Raw genomic sequence first — 17,000 nt, 5'->3', positions numbered from 1 at the left:
CCGGAAGGAGGAGCCGCGGAAGGGCCGGAGAAGGGCTCCGGACGCCGGACGCCCCGGCCCCCCTCTCGGGGTCCGGGGCGCCGGCCGTACGGCGTCAGTCGCGGTCGGAACTGACCGTCGTCTTCTGCACCTGGAGCAGGAACTCCGCGTTGGACTTGGTCTCCTTCATCTTCTCCAGGAGGAGCTCCAGAGCCTGCTGCATGTCCAGCGCGTGCAGCACCCGCCGCAGCTTCCAGACGATCTGCAGCTCGTCCTTGCCCATCAGGATCTCCTCCTTGCGGGTGCCGGACGCGTCGACGTCCACCGCGGGGAAGATCCGCTTGTCCGCGAGGGCCCGGTTGAGCTTGAGCTCGGCGTTGCCGGTGCCCTTGAACTCCTCGAAGATGACCTCGTCCATCTTGGAGCCGGTCTCGACCAGCGCGGTGGCCAGGATCGTCAGCGAGCCGCCGTTCTCGATGTTGCGGGCGGCGCCGAAGAAGCGCTTCGGCGGGTAGAGCGCCGTGGAGTCGACACCACCGGACAGGATCCGGCCCGAGGCCGGGGCCGCGAGGTTGTAGGCCCGGCCCAGGCGGGTGATCGAGTCGAGCAGCACGACGACGTCGTGGCCCAGCTCCACCAGCCGCTTGGCGCGCTCGATGGCGAGCTCGGCGACCGTGGTGTGGTCCTCGGCGGGACGGTCGAAGGTCGAGTGGATGACCTCGCCCTTCACCGACCGCTGCATGTCGGTGACCTCTTCCGGACGCTCGTCGACGAGGACGACCATCAGGTGGCACTCGGGGTTGTTCCGGGTGATCGCGTTGGCGATCGCCTGGAGCACCATCGTCTTGCCCGCCTTGGGCGGGGAGACGATGAGACCGCGCTGGCCCTTGCCGATCGGGGCCACCATGTCGATGATCCGGGTCGTCAGGATGTTCGGCTCGGTCTCCAGGCGCAGGCGCTCCTGCGGGTAGAGCGGCGTGAGCTTGTTGAAGTCGGGCCGCTGGCGGGCCTGCTCCGGGTCCATGCCGTTGACCGTGTCGAGGCGGACGAGCGCGTTGAACTTCTCCCGGCGCTCGCCGTCGCGCGGCTGGCGGACGGCGCCGGTGACGACGTCGCCCTTGCGCAGGCCGTTGCGGCGGATCTGGGCCAGCGACACGTAGACGTCGTTGGAACCGGGCAGGTAGCCGCTGGTCCGGACGAACGCGTAGTTGTCGAGGATGTCCAGGATGCCGGCGATCGGGATGAGGACGTCGTCCTCGCCGACCACGGGCTCGCCGCCGCCCTCGAAGCGGTCGCGACCGCGGCGGTTGCGCTCCCGGAACCGGCCGCGGCGCCCGCGGCGGTCGTCGTCCTCGCCGATGCCGTGCTGGTCGGTGCGGCCCTGCGGGCCGCGGTTCTGGTCACCGCCGCGCTCGCCGCGCTGCTCGCGCTCGACGCGGTCCCCACGCTCGACGCGCTCACCGCGCTCGCCGCGCTCTCCACGGCCCTGCCCCGCGTCGGCGGCGCGCTGGTCACCGCGGCCTTCACCGCGGCCCTCGCCGCGCTCACGGCGGCCCTCGCCACGCTCGCCGCGCTCACGGCCGCGGCGCTCGCCGCGCTCACGGCGGCTCTCGCCGCGCTCGGCGCGGCCCTCGGTCTGACCGGTCTCGGCCGGCGCCTCCACCGCGGGAGCGGCGGCGGCCACCGGCTCGGGCGCGGTGACGGGCTGCTCGGCCACGGGCTCGGCCGGGGCGGCGGAGGCGCGGGAACGTTCCCTGCGGCTGCGCGCGGGGCGCTCGGCGGCCGGTTCCGCGGCGGCGGGAGCCTGAGTCGCGGGGGCGGCGGGCGCGGCGGCGCTCTCCGCCGTCACGCCCTGCTTCTCCTGAATGGCCGCGATCAGCTGGCTCTTGCGCATCCGCCCGGTCCCGCTGATGCCGAGGCCGGAGGCCATGGCCTGAAGCTCGGGCAGCACCATGGCGGACAGGCCGGTGCCGGAGCGACGACGCGGCGACTTCGCCGCGGCGCGGGTGGGGGTGTCGCCGGCCGCGGGCTGTGCGCCGTTCGCGTCGGAGAGGAGTTCGGTGGTGTCGCTCACTAATGGGTCCTTCCCAGGGGTCGGGCGTGGCCATGATCAGCCAATCGTCCCGGTGGTGCGATCGATCCGGTGGGACAGACCGGGTCAGGTTGCACGTTGTGGTCCTGTCGCGATCCTGTTGCGATCCTGTTGCGATCCTCGACGGCCCGGGAGGGCCGTCGCCACTGTCGGAGAAGGGCACATCCGCACCCTCGCCATCGAGACCCGCCGACGGTGAGGCGCGGAGGACACCCCCCGGATTGCTACCGGCAACCAGATGTCGAGGTGTTTCGAACGCGCATGTCCCCTAAAACGCCGCCTCTCCTTGCCCCGCTCGAATGTGGACCATTCGGAGGCGGCGGATTCGGGGAAGCCACTGCGGCGTTCACGCCTCGTGGAACGGGACGTGAGGCAACGATGTGTGGCTGACAAGCACGCACCCAGCACGGGGGCATCTGGTGCGGCTATCAGCCTAACATCACCAGCGCACACAGCTATTCCCTGAAGGCCGAAGAGGCATCAACGTGTCTCGGGAGAAACAACGCACGCACCGCGGGTTTCGACATCCAGTGGCCGGATGTGCCAGTCATTACCCACTTCTGGTGCGATCAAATCCTGCTTATCCCCCGTGGAAAACGCAAGGACCGTGGGACCCGCGCCCGAGACGACCGCGGGGATCCCGAGCGCGCGCAGCCGCGCCACCAGATCCGCCGTCCGCGGCATCACGGGGGCCCGGTAGCCCTGGTGCAGCCGGTCCTCCGTCCCGGCCAGCAGCAGTTCGCGCTCCGGCCGCCCGGTCAGCGCCGCGACCAGCAGCGCGGCCCGCCCGGCGTTCGCCGACGCGTCGGCGTGCGGCACGCTCGCGGGCAGCAGCCCCCGGGCCGTCTCCGTGGCCAGGCGGTGCTCCGGGACGAGGACCACGGGCCGCACGTCGGCGTGCGGGAGCAGTTTCGCCATACGCGGAACACCCGACGGTTCCGTCCACGCGACCGTGAGCCCGCCGGCCAGGCAGGGCCCCACGTTGTCGGGGTGCCCCTCGATCTCGGTGGCGAGGGCGAACACGTCGTCGTCGGTGAACTCCGGAGGGCTCCCCGGCGGGACCGGCGCCGTCCCGTCCGGACCCGGAGCGGCGGCGTACGGCGCGGCGGCCAGGGCCCGGGCCGCGAGGATCCCGGCGCAGATCGCCGCGGAGGACGAGCCCAGGCCGCGCGCGTGCGGGATCCGGTTGACGCAGCGCAGCCGGATGCCGGCGGGGCGGGGCAGGCCCATCCTGTCGAAGGTCCTCCTCATCGTCGCGACGATGAGGTGGCGGCCGTCGAGGGGGACCTCGCCCGCGCCCTCACCCTCGACGGAGACCTCGGCGGTCTCGGCCGCGCCGCCTGAGGAGGGTTCGTAGAGGGTGGCCTCCACCTCGTCGTGGAGGGCCAGGGCCAACCCCAGCGTGTCGAATCCGGGGCCGAGGTTGGCCGAGGTCGCCGGAACCCGGACGACCACCGTGCTGTCGGTCATGCGTTCCCTTGTCGAGGAGCCGGTGGGGATCAGGCGAGTTCGAGGGCGCTCGCGGCGGCGTGGGCGTCGATCGGGATCGTGATCGGGGTGGGCGCGCCGGAGATGGCCCAGTCGGGGTCCTTGAGCCCGTTGCCCGTCACCGTGCAGACGATGCGCAGGCCGGGCTCGACCAGCCCCTGCTGGCAGGCCTGGAGCAGACCGGCCACGCTGGCCGCGGAAGCGAGCTCGACGAACACGCCCTCCTCCTGCGCCAGGAGCTTGTAGGCGGCCGCGATCTGGCGGTCCGTGACGGCCTGGATGACGCCGCCGGACTCGTCCCGCGCGGCCTCGGCGAGCTTCCAGGAGGCGGGGTTGCCGATGCGGATCGCGGTGGCGATCGTGTGCGGGTGGGTCACCGGGGCGCCGTTGACGATCGGCGCCGAGCCGCTGGCCTGGAAGCCGAACATCCGGGGCGTCCTGGTGGCGACGCCGTCGGCGGCGTACTCGGTGTAGCCCATCCAGTAGGCGGAGATGTTGCCGGCGTTGCCGACCGGGATGCAGTGGACGTCGGGCGCGTCGCCGAGGGCGTCCACGATCTCGAAGGCCGCGGTCTTCTGCCCCTGCAGCCGGAACGGGTTCACCGAGTTGACCAGCGCGATCGGGTAGTTCTCCGAGAGCTTCCTGGTCATCTCCAGGCAGTCGTCGAAGGAGCCCTCGACCTGCAGCAGCCGCGCCCCGTGGACCAGCGCCTGCGCCAGCTTGCCCATGGCGATCTTGCCTCGGGGCACGAGCACCGCGCAGGTCAGGCCCGCGCGGACGGCGTAGGCCGCGGCGGAGGCGCTGGTGTTGCCGGTGGAGGCGCAGATCACGGCCTTCGCGCCGTCCTCGACGGCCTTGCTGATGGCCATGGTCATGCCGCGGTCCTTGAAGCTGCCCGTCGGGTTCAGCCCCTCGACCTTCAGGTAGACCTCGCAGCCGGTCAGCGCCGAGACCCGGTGCGCCGGGACGAGCGGCGTGCCGCCCTCCAGGAGCGTCACGACGGGCGTCTCCCCGGTGACCGGAAGACGGTCACGGTATTCCTCGATGAGGCCACGCCATGCCCTGGTCATGATTGCTCCTCCCGCGCGCGGTTCCGCCGCGCGCGCCCTACCTGCGGTGTTGGGCAACGAGTCTACGGGCAAGCGCCGGACCCCCGGGATTCCGCGTCCACCAAGTGGACAACCGCCCTCTCGAAGCGGCCTCTCCCAGGGCGGCACCGGGGAGCGGCGGGTAGTGTCGACAGGGTTTGGCAGGCGGAACCCCGGACGATCCGACAAGGAGTGCAGCTGTCATGACGGGCGGAGCGGCGGCCGGCCCGCCCCTGATCCGGCACAACGACTATTCGCCTCTGGACCTCCCCGGGCTCGGCGGCTGGGAGCCGTCCCTCCCGGTGAGCGTGGTCATCCCCGCGCGCGGCGGGCAGCACCGGCTCGACCTGGTCCTCGCGGCCCTGGCGGCGCAGAGCTACCCGGACCACCTCATGGAGGTGATCGTCGTCGACGACGGCAGCGAGCCGCCGCTGCGGCTGCCGGAGATCGCCCCGGCGGACACCCGGATCATCGCGGCGGATCCCGGGAGGTGGGGCATCGCGCACGCGGTCAACTCCGGGGCGGCCCGGGCGGACGGCCTCGTGCTGCAGCGGCTGGACTCCGACATGGTCGTCTGCCGCGAGCACATCGAGGCGCTGGCCCGCTGGCACCACCTGAGCGACCACGTAGTCGCCATCGGCGCGAAGAAGTTCATCGAGGAGCCGCCGGTGACGCCCGCGCGGGTCCACGAGGCGGTGCGCGGCGGTTCCCTGGGGGACGTCTTCGACCTGGCCGCGGCGGTGCCCAGCTCCACCGAGGAGACCATCGCCCGGCTCGACGGCCTGCGGACCAGCCGCAACCCGTACCACGTGTGCACCGGTCCGACGGTGTCGATGCGGCGGGAGGTCTTCCACGCCGTGGGCGGGCTCGACCCCGCCGTGCCGAGGGGGGAGGACACCGAGTTCGCCTACCGGCTGGCCCAGCACGGCGTGGTGTTCGTCCCCGACATGGCCGCCCAGGCGGTGCACCTCGGGCTGCCCGCGCAGCGCCTCGACCGGGACCGGGCCGTGCGTCTGGTCTCCCCCTACCTCGCCCACCGGATCCCGCTCCGCCGGGACCTGCGCAAGGACCGGGAGAGGCGCTGGCTGGTGCCGTACGTCGAGGTGGTGCTGCACGTGGACGGCGTGGCCGAGGAGCGGGTGCGCCGGGCGGTGGGCGCGGTGCTGTCCGGGTCGGTCGGCGACGTGGCGGTCGCGCTGGTCGCGCCGTGGCCGGAGCCGGACGGGGAGCGCCGTCCGGTGCCCGACGGCCCGGACTTCGAACTGCTGCTGATGCGCGAGCACTTCGCCCACGACGATCGGGTCCGGACGGTCACCGGGGTCTCCGCCACTCCGGCGCCGGTCCCGTTCCGCTACACCGGTCCGGTCGCGGTCCCGCCGGCCCCCCGGACCCTGGAGAAGATGATCGCCGCACTCCAGCGGGACCGGCTGGGGATGCTCACCGTCGACCTGGGCGCCGACGGCACGGCGGTCCTGGAGCGGACCGAGGCGCTGGGCCGGGCCCTGCTGCTCGGGGCCGCCGACCCGGACGCCGTGGCCGCCTCGGTCCGGGCGACCCACGGCGCGGGGCGGGGCGAGCGCGCCGAGTTCTGGCCGCCCGCGCAGGCGGATCCGGACGGGACCGGAGCCCCGGTGAAGGACCCGGCCCGGCCCCCGGTGACGGCCCGGGAGAGGCCGCTCCAGGGCCGGGACGGGGCGCGGAGGCCGGAGGCGGACGGCCGGAGGCCCGAGCCGGGCGGACGCGACCCTGAGCCGGGCGGACGGAGGCCTGAGCCGGGCGGACGGAGGCCTGAGCCGGGCGGGCGCGGCCCCGCGGATCCGTCCCTCCGGAAGGCGCGCGCGCTGCTCTCCCGCCTGCGTACGGTGATCGGCCAGGATTAGCGGTCGCGGGAACGCCCGGCCGGAGGCGGGGCGCGAGGACCCCGCACCGAGCGGACCGGCGACCGGGACGGGGTTCGCGGACCCCGCGCCGAGCGGGCCCGGACCGGGGGCGGGGGCCTGACGGCCGCCCGGGCGGTGACGGCGCCCCGGCGGCCCCGTCACCGGCGGCGGATCGCCCGCTTCACCGACGTCAGCAGGCTGTACTGGACGACCTTCCGGGAGGCCGCCAGTTCCTTGCGGAGCGATCCGACCTCGCGTCTCAGCTCCACCGCGCTCTTCCGCCAGCGGCCGGCCTCCTCCCGCCACTCGGCCACCTTGGCGCGGAGGCGTTCGGCCTGCCGGGCCTGTTTCTCCGTCTCGGCCCTGGCCCGGTAGGCGCTCCTGCGGCCCGTCGGCGGCCGCGCCTCGGAGGTGAATCCGCGGGTCTCGCCGTCCGTCCAGAGCGTGCCGAAGACGTCCTCGACCGCGTCGTCGAGGTCCTCCCCCTCCGCGCGGACGATCTCCGCCCGGGCGAACGCCGCGGTCCGCTCCAGCCGGGCCGCGACGATCCCACCGCCGGCTGCCTGCGGGGTCCCCCCGTCCTCCGCCAGGAGCACCGCGACCAGGCCGTACTCCCCCTCCTCGGCCAGGTCGATCAGGCCGGCCAGGGCGTCCTCCTCCGGCACCCAGCCCGCGGGCAGCCGGAGCCGGTACGGCACCGCGCCCCACGATGCGGGCGCCGTCCGTACCCGGGGCTCGTGGGCGTAGTGACCGCGGATCAGGACCAGGTCGAGGTCGGGATTGGTGAGCGGGGCCCGCCCCTCGTCCCGGACGCGGTCCCAGGGGCCCTCTATCGTCACCGCGACGTCGGGGACGGTGCCCGCGAGCACGGCGTCCACCGTGGCGCGGACGTCGTCGTAGGAGAGGCCCGCCTCCCCCGTTCCCGGGGGCTCGACGACCACCTCGACGTAGGGGACCTTCCACTGGCGGGCCGGGTGGGAGCGGAGCCAGCGGTAGGTGGGGATGCGGTCGGCGACGAACGCGTGGCTGACCCGGTCGATCGGGGCCTTGTCCCGCATCCGCATGGTCGGGCCCAGGTGGAAGGCACGGGCCCGGGGCTCGGGGACGAAGACCGCGCCCGCCTGCGCCAGCCGGTAGCCCATCTCGGTGTCCTGGCCGAGGATGAGGTCGGTGTCCATCGGCCCGGCGCGGTCCAGCAGCGCGGCGGCGACCGAGGTGGCGCCGCCCACGTGCAGGCTGAACGCGCGGCCCGGCCGGTCGGTGAGTCCGCCGGTGGACTCGACGAGGTCCACCAGCCAGGCGTGCGGCTCGGCGGGCTCGAAGAGCGCGGCCAGGTCCGCGGCCTCGGCGACCTCCTCGGGGGTGGGCCGCGGGGCCGGGCTGAAGCGGATGTAACCGGTCACCGAGAGGTACGGCGCGGCGTGGTGCCAGCGCATGTGCGCCTCGACGGAGTGCCGGTCCAGGACCACGTCGGAGTCCAGCCAGTGGATCACGTCTCCGCCCGCCTCGCGGAGCCCGGCGTTGCGCGCGTGGGCCCGGCCCGGGGTGGGGCAGACCACCAGCCGGGTGTTCTCCGGCCGGAGTGCGGGCAGGCGCAGGGGCGGCTCGCTGCCGTTGTCCACCACGACGACCTCGGTGAGCGCGGCGGGGTAGGTCTGTCCGGCCAGCCCGGCGAGCGCCAGGTCGAGCTTGTCCTGGCTCCCGTAGGCGGGGACGACGACGCTGACCCGCAGCGACGGCGTCCAGGCTCCGAACTCGGGCAGGACGAGACCGCGGTAGTCGTTCCCCCTGATCCGGGGGGCCTTCCCGGGGGTCACGGCGCCAGGATCCGGCTCGGCCGGAAGCCGCGCCACTGGTTCGACGCGACCCGCAGGAAGTGGGCGAGGGGCAGCTGCCAGGTGTGCTGGGCGCTCGTCCCGCGACGCAGCATGTAGCCCAGGCCGTGGGTCCGGTAGATGCGCGCCCCGGCGGCGTGCGCGGCCTTCAGGAAGGCCGCGTCCACCCCCCGGGGCAGGCCGGGGAACCCGCCGGTCTCGCGGAAGCGGTCGCGCCGCAGCAGGATCGTGCCTCCGGCCACGTGGTCGGACCAGACCTCGCTGGTGTAGTCGGTGCGCCGGATCGTCACGTTCAGAGGCTCCAGGTAGAAGAACTCGGCCGCCGTCCCCACGATCTCCGCCCCGGAGTAGGAGAGGGCCAGGAGGAGGTCCGACAGGTGGTCGGGACCGTACCAGTCATCGTCGTCCCACTTGGCGACGTAGTCGCCGCCCGCCGCCGACGCCGCCAGGTTGAGCACGTCCCCGAACGGCGTGGCCGCGTCGGCCTCGACCACCGTGACGGGCAGCGGGCAGGCCTCGACCGCCCGCCGTACCGCCTCGTGGCCCGCGGGGAAGCCGTGCAGGCCCAGCAGGACCTCTGCCTGCACCCCGCGCTGCCGGGCGAGCTGGCCGAGCGCGGACTCCAGCAGACCGGGACGCATGCTGGCCATCACGACGCTGACCGTCGGCGTCCCGGACGGGCTCCCTCCCCCCCGGCGGGCCAGGCCGTGGCGGCGCAACCGCACGCTGTGCTCCTCGCGGCGCAGGGCCGCCGTACAGTGCGGCGTGTCCCGCGGGGTCGCGGCCAGCCAGTCGCCGTGGGCGAGGAGCTCCGCGAACACCGGGTCGGCCCGGACCGCCCAGGCGGGGACCTCCGCGGCGTGCAGCGGGACGCCCGCGGTCGCGAGGGCCAGCAGCGGAGCGAGGAGCGCCGCCCTCTCCGCAGCCCTCTCCATTCCCCTCTCCGCGGCGCCGTCCGGCCAGTGCACGCGCAGGCCGCGCAGGGAGTGCGGGTCCTCCGCGGGGACCGTCCACCGGCCGTGCTCCCAGTGCAGGTCCACGACCCCGCCCGGCGGGTTCCGCAGGAAGCCCGCCGGGGTCGGGCCGGCCTCGCACGAGCCGAGGCCGATGACAGCTGTCATGGGAATCGTTCCTGACCTAACTCGGGCGTTCGATGACCCACCACCATACGAACCCCAATAGTAGTCAAGACCTCCCGTAGTCTCCGGACGGCGGAGAAATCCCCGACCGGGCACGCGACGGCACGGCGCCGGCCGGTCACAGCCGGTCCGCCGCGGGCCCACGCGGGTCCCATCGGTCAGGAACAGGCATATAGGTTGTCAACTTCCCTTAAAATCACCCTAACCCCGCATTCAACAGCCACCTCGGGCGATTCGGTACGTCGCCGCCACCAGTCGTGAAAGGCCTGTTCATGCGTTCTATGACGCCGCGTCGTCTGGCCGTCATGGCCGCTGCCGCGGGGGCCGCAGGAGTCCTGGTGCTGCTCGTGCTGGTCCGCCTCGGCGCCGTGGACGCCGTGTCCGCCCTCCAGATCGCCCTCTCCCTGGCCACGCTCGCCGCGCTCGTCCTGACCCTGCTCTCCGTACGGCGCGCCGACGGCAAGGTCCTGCGGCTGGACCGCAAGGTCGCGGTCCTGCGGGAGCGGCTGGAGCCGGTGCCCGCCCGGCTCGACGAGTTCAAGAGGATCCGGGCCGACCTGACCCGGCTCACCGCGGCGATCGACCGCCTGGAGAAGTCGGTGCGCGGAATGGAGGACCGCAGCGCCGCCGGGACCGCCGACGTGCTGACCTCGCTCGGTGAGGACAGGATCGAGGCGATGACCCGCAACTCGGCCCACACCGGCCTGCTCCTGGAGATCGGTTCCGAGCTCCGCGAGCGGGTCCTCCCGGAGCTCCGCCGTCTCTCCGACGGCCTGCCCCCGGCCATCGACCCGGCCCTCGGCCCGGCCCTCGATCCGGCCCTCGACCCGGACCGCGGGCGCCGCCTGGAGCCCGGCACCGCCGACCGCGCCGCCGAGCACGGGGCCCACCGTGGATGACACCGCGGTGGACGGCACCACGGCGGAGCGGCTCCCGCCCGGGACGGAGCCGCTGCTGCGCGGGCTCCTCACCGGATCCGGGGAACTGCTCCTGTGCTCGACCGGATTCGACCGGGACCTCGGCGAACTGGTCGCGCAGCGCCCGCACACCACGGTGGCCGACCTCGACGCCGTCCCGACCGGCGCGGTCCTGAGCGAGGGCCCGGTCGCCCGGGTGGTCGTGCTCGCCCGCACGGTGACCGACCTGCGCCGGGCCGTGACCCTGAACACCCTGCTGCCGAAGGCCGCACGGGTCGCCGTCGCGGTGGCCGACACGCCGCCGCTGCGGCACGCCCCGCTCGCCGCCACCTCGCCGCACGCCAACTGGCGCACGCTCCAGGACTGGCGGATCAGCCGGACCGGCGACCGCTCCTGGACGGTGGAGGCCCGGTTCACCGCCCCCATGCAGGCCGGTCAGGTCCTGATCGCCGCGGCCCGCGCCTTCACGCCCGGGCGGCCCGACACGATGCCCCAGCCGGTCGCCGCCCTCGCGGGAGCGGGGGCGGCGCACTGGCGCCCGGCCGACCCCAACGCCACGCTGGCCGACGTCGACGGGCCGGTGCCCGCCAGGCACGCCGCCCCCGGCTGCGATCTCGCGCTGCGGACCGTGGGCCCCGGATCGGGGAAATGGTCCGACCCCGAGGTCCCGGCCATCGAACGCCCCGGACCCGCGGTGACCGACTGGGTCCGCCTCGGCCGGCCGGGCGGCCACGGCGTGGGCTCGGATCTCGACCTGTCCGGTCCCTCGGCGGTCCCCCCGGTGGACGAGCGCTCGGTGAACCCCGCGGGCTTCGCCGCCACGCCGGAGCTGGGCTTCGCCCGCCTCACCCAGCGGGAGGGCCGCTGGCAGGTCGTGCTCGACGGCGTCCGCATGGCGGCCTTCGCCTCCTCAGGCTGCGTCACCGACGCCGTCGTCGCCCGGCTGCGGCCGCTGCGCGGGATCACCGTGGAGTGGCGGCCGGCCCACACCGGCCCGGTCGCCGCCGCCCGTGTCGTCGCCGGCCTGGCCGCCGCCGGCGTCCCGCTGTCCGGACCGGCCGTTCCCGCCTGGGCGGCCTCGCTGCTCGGCGAGCGCCTCACCGAACTGGTCCGGGACGTCCGGCCCGAGGACCTGGCCGACGACTTCCGGCGGCAGGAGCACAGCATCGCGCTGCGCCGCTGCGCGCTGCGCGTCCACGGCAGCCGCGCCCGCTGGGCGGAGTTCGCCGTCCGGGCCGGGCTCCCCGCCGCCGCACCGCCCCGGGTGTCGGTGCTGCTGGCGACCCGCAGGCCGCACATGGTGGACTTCGCCCTCTCGCAGGTCGCCCGTCAGCGCGGCGTCGACCTCGAACTCGTCCTGGCCCTGCACGGCGTCCCCGCGGACCTCCCCGAGGTCGCCAGGGCGGTCGCCGGCTTCCCGCACCCCGTGACCGTGTACGAGGCCGACCCGGGCCTGCCGTTCGGCGCGGTGCTCAACGAGGCCGCCGCGCGGGCCTCCGGGGTGTTCCTCAGCAAGATGGACGACGACGACTGGTACGGCCCCGACCACCTGGCCGACCTGCACCTCGCCCACCTCTACACCGGTGCCGACCTGACCGGCGCCCCCGCCGAGATCGTCTACCTGGAGCAGATCGACGCGACGGTGCAGCGCCGGTGGAACACCGAGACCTGGCAGGACTTCGTGGCGGGCGGCACCCTCTTCCTGCCCAGGAACGTCTTCGAGGGCGTGGGCGGTTTCCGGCCCGTCGGGCTCACCGAGGACGGCCAGCTGCTGGAGGCCGTCCGGCAGGCGGGCGGCAGGATCTACCAGGCCCACGGGCTCGGCTACGTCCTGCGCCGGCAGGCCTCCTCCGGGCACACCTGGAAGGCGCCGGTCAACACCTTCCTCGACCACCGGACGGTACGGCAGTGGCGGGGCTTCCACGCCGGCCGGCTCATGGAACTGGACGGTCCCCGATGACCGCGGGAACGACCGGCGGGCAGCCGCGCATCCGGCTCAACGACCACGGTCCGCTCACCCCCGCCGGGCTCGGCGCCTGGACGCCGACCAGGACGGTCAGCGTGGTCGTCCCCGCCTACCGGTGCCAGGAGACGCTCGACCTGACCCTCGCGGCCCTCGCCGGGCAGAGCTACCCCGCGCACCTGACCGAGGTGATCGTGGTGGACGACGGCGGCGGGCCCGCCCTGCGGATCGGTGAGATCGCCCCCGAGCGCACCCGGATCGTCCCCAGCCGCCCCGGGGGCTGGGGCCGCGCCTGGGCCTGCCAGACCGGGGCCGACGCGGCCGAGGGCGAGGTGGTCCACTGGCTCGACGCCGACATGGTCCCCTTCCGCGAGCACGTGGAGGCCCAGCTCCGCTGGCACCACCTCGCCGACTACCTGGTGGTGCTCGGCTCCCTGCGGTTCACCGACGTGTCCGCGGGCCTGCCCTCGGCGGCCGAGGTCCACGCGGCGGTCGCGGGCGGCCGGGTGGAGGAGCTCTTCCCCCCGGAGACCACCGAGCCGCACGACTGGGTGGAGGAGTTCCTGGCCCGCACGGACGACCTGCGGGACTGCCCGATCGACGCCTACAACGTGCACTGCGGGGCCACCGCCTCGGTCTCCGCCCGGCTGCTGCGGGCGGCCGGGGGCATGGACACCTCCCTGGTGCTCGGCGAGGACACCGAGCTCGGCTACCGGCTCGCCCAGCAGGGGGCCGTGTTCGTCCCGGAGCGCGAGGCCCGGAGCCGGCACCTCGGGCTGCACACCGTCGGCACGCGCGAGGCGGAGGTCAAGCGGCACAACTGGCCTCTGCTCGCCGAGCGGGTGCCCGAGCTGCGCTGGCTGCGCACCCACCCCACCCGCCGCAGGCTGGTGCCGTACGTGGACGTGGTGGTGGACGTCGCCGGCGCGCGCTACGAGGACGTGCGCGCGACGGTCGACGGCGTGCTGGCCTCCACGCTGCCGGACCTCGCCGTGACGCTCGTCGGCCCGTGGAGCGCCCTGACCGCCGAGCGCCGTTCCCCGCTCGACGACCCGCTGCTGGACCTGCGGCTGGCCCGCGGCACCTACGAGCACGACGGCCGGGTCGCCTTCACGGAGGACCCGGGCGGGGACTCCGCCCCCGCGATGTTCCGCCTCCGCCTGCCCGCGGGCTGGGTGCCCGGCCCGGACACCCTGCGGAACCTGACGGCCGACGCGGACACCGACTGCGCCGGCGTGGTCGACGTCGTCCTGGACGGGCACGGTGACCTCGTGACGGCCCGGCTGGAGCGGACCGCCGCGGTGACGCGCGCGCGGTTCCTCGCCGCGGCGGACGAGGACCTCGACGACGTGGTCCACCAGACCTTCGGCACCCGGTGGACCAGCGGCGAGACGTGGGGGTTCCTCCCCGCCTCCGCGGCCGGCGCGCCGAGCACCTCCCGCTCGAACGCCGAGCTCACCCGGTTGCGCAACGAGGCCGAGAAGTGGAAAGCCCAGGCCGCCCGGTGGAAGGGCGAGGCGACCCGGTGGAAGGCCGAGGCCGCCGGGCGCAAGAAGGACGCCGCGGAGTGGAAGGCCGAGGCGACCCGGTGGCGCCGGTCGGCCGTGCAGTGGCGGCGGGAGCTCTCCCAGCTGCGCAGGGCCCGGTACCGCTGGCGGCGACGGCTCGCCGAGCACGCCCCGTTCCTCCGCACGGTCAGGAAGACCCTGAGCCGGCCCCAGGACTCCGATGATCGCTGAGATCCGCGCCACGATCGACGAGGTGCTCACCCCCGGCCGCCTGTCGAGCGCGGTCGTGGCCTGCGCGGGCTTCCCCCGGCCCGCCGAGGCCGTCGGCCCGCAGCCCGCAGCCCGCGTGGTGGACCTCGACCGCCCGGTGGACCACGGCCCGGTGGACCTCGACGGCCCGGTGGACCCTGGAGCGCCGACGGCTTCCCCCGGCGTGGTGGAGGGGATCGCGCTGATCCTCAGGACGCCCGCGGACCTGCGCCGGATCGCGGAGCCGGCGTCCCGGCTGCCCTCGGCCCGGCGGCTGGTGGTGCACGTCGTGGAGGCTCCGGAGTGGTGGCACCTGCGGACCCCGGGCGAGGGCGGCTTCGCCGTGCGCGCGCTGGACTCCCTCAGGCTCGCCAGGCACGGCGAGACCGGCTGGATCGCCGAGATGCACTTCCACGCGGCGGTCCCGCCCGCAGGCGTGCTCGCGTCGATGGCGGGGCCTCTCCGGCCCGGCTCCGCCGGAGCACCCGGGACGGCGGAGCCGGGCGATCGGCCCGGAACACCGGCCGCACGGACGGGCGGGCCGGCCGCACGGCCCGCGCGGGTGCGCGAGCGGCCGGTCCGGCCGGTCCGCCCCGTGGACGAGCTGTCGGTCAACCCCGTCGGCTTCCTGGGCGCGCCGGAACTGGGCACCGCGGATCTCCTGCGGCGCGGCGACCGCTGGGAGGCCGTGCTCGACGACGCCCCGGTGGTCGTGTTCCCGGAGCCCTCGGGGCGGGTCACCGACGTGGAGGTGGCCCGGTTGCGCCCGCTGCGCGCGATCCGCGTCGACTGGGCCGCGCAGGGCGGCCTGGCGGACCTCGTCGTGGCCCTGGCCGCCGCCGGGGTGCCGCTGCTCGTCTCCCGGATCCCCGCCGAGGTCCGTCCCGTGCTGGGGGAGGAACTCGCCCGCCTGCTGGAGAGCGCCACCCCGGAGCTGCTCGCCGACGACCTGCGGCGCGAGGAGCACAGTGTCGGGTTGCGCCGCCGGGCGCTGCTGGCCCACGGCCGCCGCGCCCGGGCGGCCCGGCCGAGGATCTCGGTGCTGCTGGCGACCCGGCGACCGGAGATGGTGGGCTTCGCGCTCTCCCAGATCGCCCGCCAGCGCCTGGTCGACGCCGAGGTCGTCCTCGCCGCCCACGGTTTCTCCGCCGCCGACGCGCTCCGCGGCGTGCCCGGGGCCGGGCCGTACCCGGTGACCGCCGTCGAGGCGGACGCGGCGACGCCCTTCGGCGAGGTGCTCAACCGGGCGGTGTCCCGGGCGGGCGGCGACTACCTGGCCAAGTGGGACGACGACGACTGGTACGGCCCGCACCACCTGGCCGACATGCACCTGGCCCGCGTCTACAGCGGCGCGGAGGTCACCGGCACGTCCGCCGAGCTGTTCTATCTGGAGGAGCTCGACACGACCGTCCGGCACCGCTGGGCCTGTGAGACCTGGCAGGACTTCGTCTCCGGCGGCACGATCTTCATGCCCCGGGACACGTTCGAGGCGGTGGGGGGGTTCCGGCCCGTCGCGCGGACGGTCGACGGGCAGTTCCTCGAGGCGGTGCTGCGGGCCGGCGGGCGGATCTACCAGACCCACGGCCTCGGCTTCCTGATCCGGAGGGGCCGGCCCGACCGGCACACCTGGCAGGAGGGTGCGGACTGGTTCCTGGAGCAGGCGGTCGAGCGGTGGGAGGGATTCCGCCCTCCCGCCACCGTCACCGGCTGACGGGCTCGGCGACCGGGCTCCGCGACGTCACCCCGCGGTCATCGGTCCGGGACCGGCTGACGGGCGCCGGGCTCCGCGACGTCACCCGCGGGCGGCGGCCCGGGACCGGCTGACGGGTGCCGGACCGGGCCCCGCACGTCACTCCGCGGGCAGCGGTCGGGACTTGCCGCCGATCGCCTGGTCCATGGTCCTGACCACGGTGCCGCGGCTCCTGCGCTTCTCCAGCCAGCCGAGGAACTCCTCCAGCCGCTCCGGGCTGGTCGAGTACGTGCCGCAGTCGTCGCAGACCATGTGGAAGATGAGGGGGACCAGGCCGCCGCCGGCCTTCTCCGCGTTGACGACCTGCTGCTGCATGTGCCGTACCAGCGTGTCGTCGCGGACCGAGCTCGGCGCGCGGACCGCCCAGCGGTCCGCCGGGGGCAGGCTCTCCGCACCGGGGCAGGCGGAGCAGTTCCAGCGCTTGAGGCCGGTGACCCCCCGGGCCGCGTTGTAGCCGCAGAACTCGGCCGTCTTCTTGGCGTCGGCGTTCAGCGCGCCGAAGGGGTAGGCGAGGGTGGTGACCCGGTGGCCCATCTCCATCAGGGCGCGGCGGTCGTCGCAGATCTGCGCGCGCTGCTCTGCGGGCAGGAGCTCGTTGAGCCGGACGTGGGTCAGCGTGTGACCGCCGATCTCGTGGCCCGCCCGGGCGAGGGCGGTCAGCTGGCGCTCGGTCAGCTTGCCGTCGAAGCCGACGGTCCCGCTGTTGACGTAGAACGTCCCGCGCATGCCGTGCTTCTCGAGCATGCGGGCGGCCGCCGCGTGGGTCGCGTCTCCGTCGTCGAAGGTGAGGGCGACGATCGTCTTCGGCTTCCCGGGTTTCTTCGGGGCGGCGGCCGCCTGGGCCGGGATGCCGGGAGAGACGAGCAGGACCAGCGCGGTCAGGGCCCCTGCGAGGCGGCCGGGGGTCTTCACGATGCGACGTTCCTTCGGGGAGGCTCGCGCAGGCGGCCGGCCCCGAGGGGGCCGGACCGTCCTGGCGGGAAACGGACCGGAGATACAGAAAAGCACCTTACCGACACATGGTGTCCACTTGGCCGTTTCCATACGCAACACGCATACGACGCCCGGATGACCGCCTGTCCGCGGAGACCCTCCGACGGGCGCGCGGCCCA

Annotated in this window: 11 protein-coding genes; 5 read left to right on the top strand and 6 right to left on the bottom strand. The window is 74.7% G+C overall.

The window, feature by feature from the left end:
• Positions 1–94 precede the first annotated feature (94 nt).
• From rho to thrC, 3 genes are all read right to left on the bottom strand, one after another.
• Positions 95–2,053: a transcription termination factor Rho gene (gene rho, locus HS048_RS10650; protein WP_196466861.1), complete on the bottom strand. Its 1,959-nt coding sequence runs from the start codon at positions 2,051–2,053 to the stop codon at positions 95–97.
• A 498-nt stretch (positions 2,054–2,551) separates the two neighbouring features.
• Positions 2,552–3,541, bottom strand: a complete 990-nt coding sequence (locus HS048_RS10645; protein ID WP_196466860.1) for a homoserine kinase — start codon at positions 3,539–3,541, stop codon at positions 2,552–2,554.
• Between the two features lie 29 nt (positions 3,542–3,570).
• On the bottom strand, positions 3,571–4,629 hold the full coding sequence (gene thrC / locus HS048_RS10640; protein WP_068894815.1) for a threonine synthase: 1,059 nt from the start codon (positions 4,627–4,629) through the stop codon (positions 3,571–3,573).
• A 221-nt stretch (positions 4,630–4,850) separates the two neighbouring features.
• On the opposite strand from thrC, the gene HS048_RS10635 reads away from it, so the two are divergent.
• Positions 4,851–6,527: a glycosyltransferase gene (locus tag HS048_RS10635; RefSeq protein ID WP_196466859.1), complete on the top strand. Its 1,677-nt coding sequence runs from the start codon at positions 4,851–4,853 to the stop codon at positions 6,525–6,527.
• A gap of 158 nt (positions 6,528–6,685) precedes the next feature.
• Here the strand turns inward: HS048_RS10635 and HS048_RS10630 are convergent, their stop codons facing one another.
• Positions 6,686–8,344, bottom strand: a complete 1,659-nt coding sequence (locus HS048_RS10630) for a glycosyltransferase (protein WP_307832419.1) — start codon at positions 8,342–8,344, stop codon at positions 6,686–6,688.
• Positions 8,341–9,483: a glycosyltransferase gene (locus HS048_RS10625; RefSeq protein WP_196466858.1), complete on the bottom strand. Its 1,143-nt coding sequence runs from the start codon at positions 9,481–9,483 to the stop codon at positions 8,341–8,343. Before HS048_RS10625 ends, HS048_RS10630 begins: the two co-directional genes overlap by 4 nt.
• A 299-nt stretch (positions 9,484–9,782) precedes the next feature.
• Here HS048_RS10625 and HS048_RS10620 point away from each other — a divergent pair, with 299 nt between their 5' ends.
• Genes HS048_RS10620 through HS048_RS10605 form a run of 4 tightly spaced genes read left to right on the top strand, consistent with a single transcriptional unit; the run spans position 9,783 to position 15,849 of the window.
• The gene (locus HS048_RS10620; RefSeq protein WP_196466857.1) at positions 9,783–10,400 is read left to right on the top strand and encodes a hypothetical protein; all 618 of its coding nucleotides are present in this window, start codon (positions 9,783–9,785) and stop codon (positions 10,398–10,400) included.
• Positions 10,393–12,378, top strand: coding sequence for a glycosyltransferase family 2 protein (locus HS048_RS10615; protein ID WP_196466856.1), 1,986 nt, complete (start codon positions 10,393–10,395; stop codon positions 12,376–12,378). The genes HS048_RS10620 and HS048_RS10615 overlap by 8 nt, the downstream gene beginning before the upstream one ends.
• The gene (locus HS048_RS10610) at positions 12,375–14,120 is read left to right on the top strand and encodes a glycosyltransferase family 2 protein (RefSeq protein ID WP_196466855.1); all 1,746 of its coding nucleotides are present in this window, start codon (positions 12,375–12,377) and stop codon (positions 14,118–14,120) included. The genes HS048_RS10615 and HS048_RS10610 overlap by 4 nt, the downstream gene beginning before the upstream one ends.
• A complete protein-coding gene (locus HS048_RS10605; protein ID WP_196466854.1) occupies positions 14,110–15,849 on the top strand; it encodes a glycosyltransferase family 2 protein in 1,740 nt (579 codons plus the stop codon). The genes HS048_RS10610 and HS048_RS10605 overlap by 11 nt, the downstream gene beginning before the upstream one ends.
• A gap of 138 nt (positions 15,850–15,987) precedes the next feature.
• On the opposite strand, the gene HS048_RS10600 is transcribed toward HS048_RS10605, so the two are convergent.
• Positions 15,988–16,800, bottom strand: coding sequence for a polysaccharide deacetylase family protein (locus tag HS048_RS10600; protein WP_196466853.1), 813 nt, complete (start codon positions 16,798–16,800; stop codon positions 15,988–15,990).
• Between the last annotated feature and the right edge of the window lie 200 nt (positions 16,801–17,000).

Source organism: Planomonospora sp. ID91781, from assembly GCF_015711595.1.
Taxonomy (GTDB): domain Bacteria; phylum Actinomycetota; class Actinomycetes; order Streptosporangiales; family Streptosporangiaceae; genus Planomonospora; species Planomonospora parontospora.
This window is presented reverse-complemented; position numbering and strand designations above follow the sequence as displayed.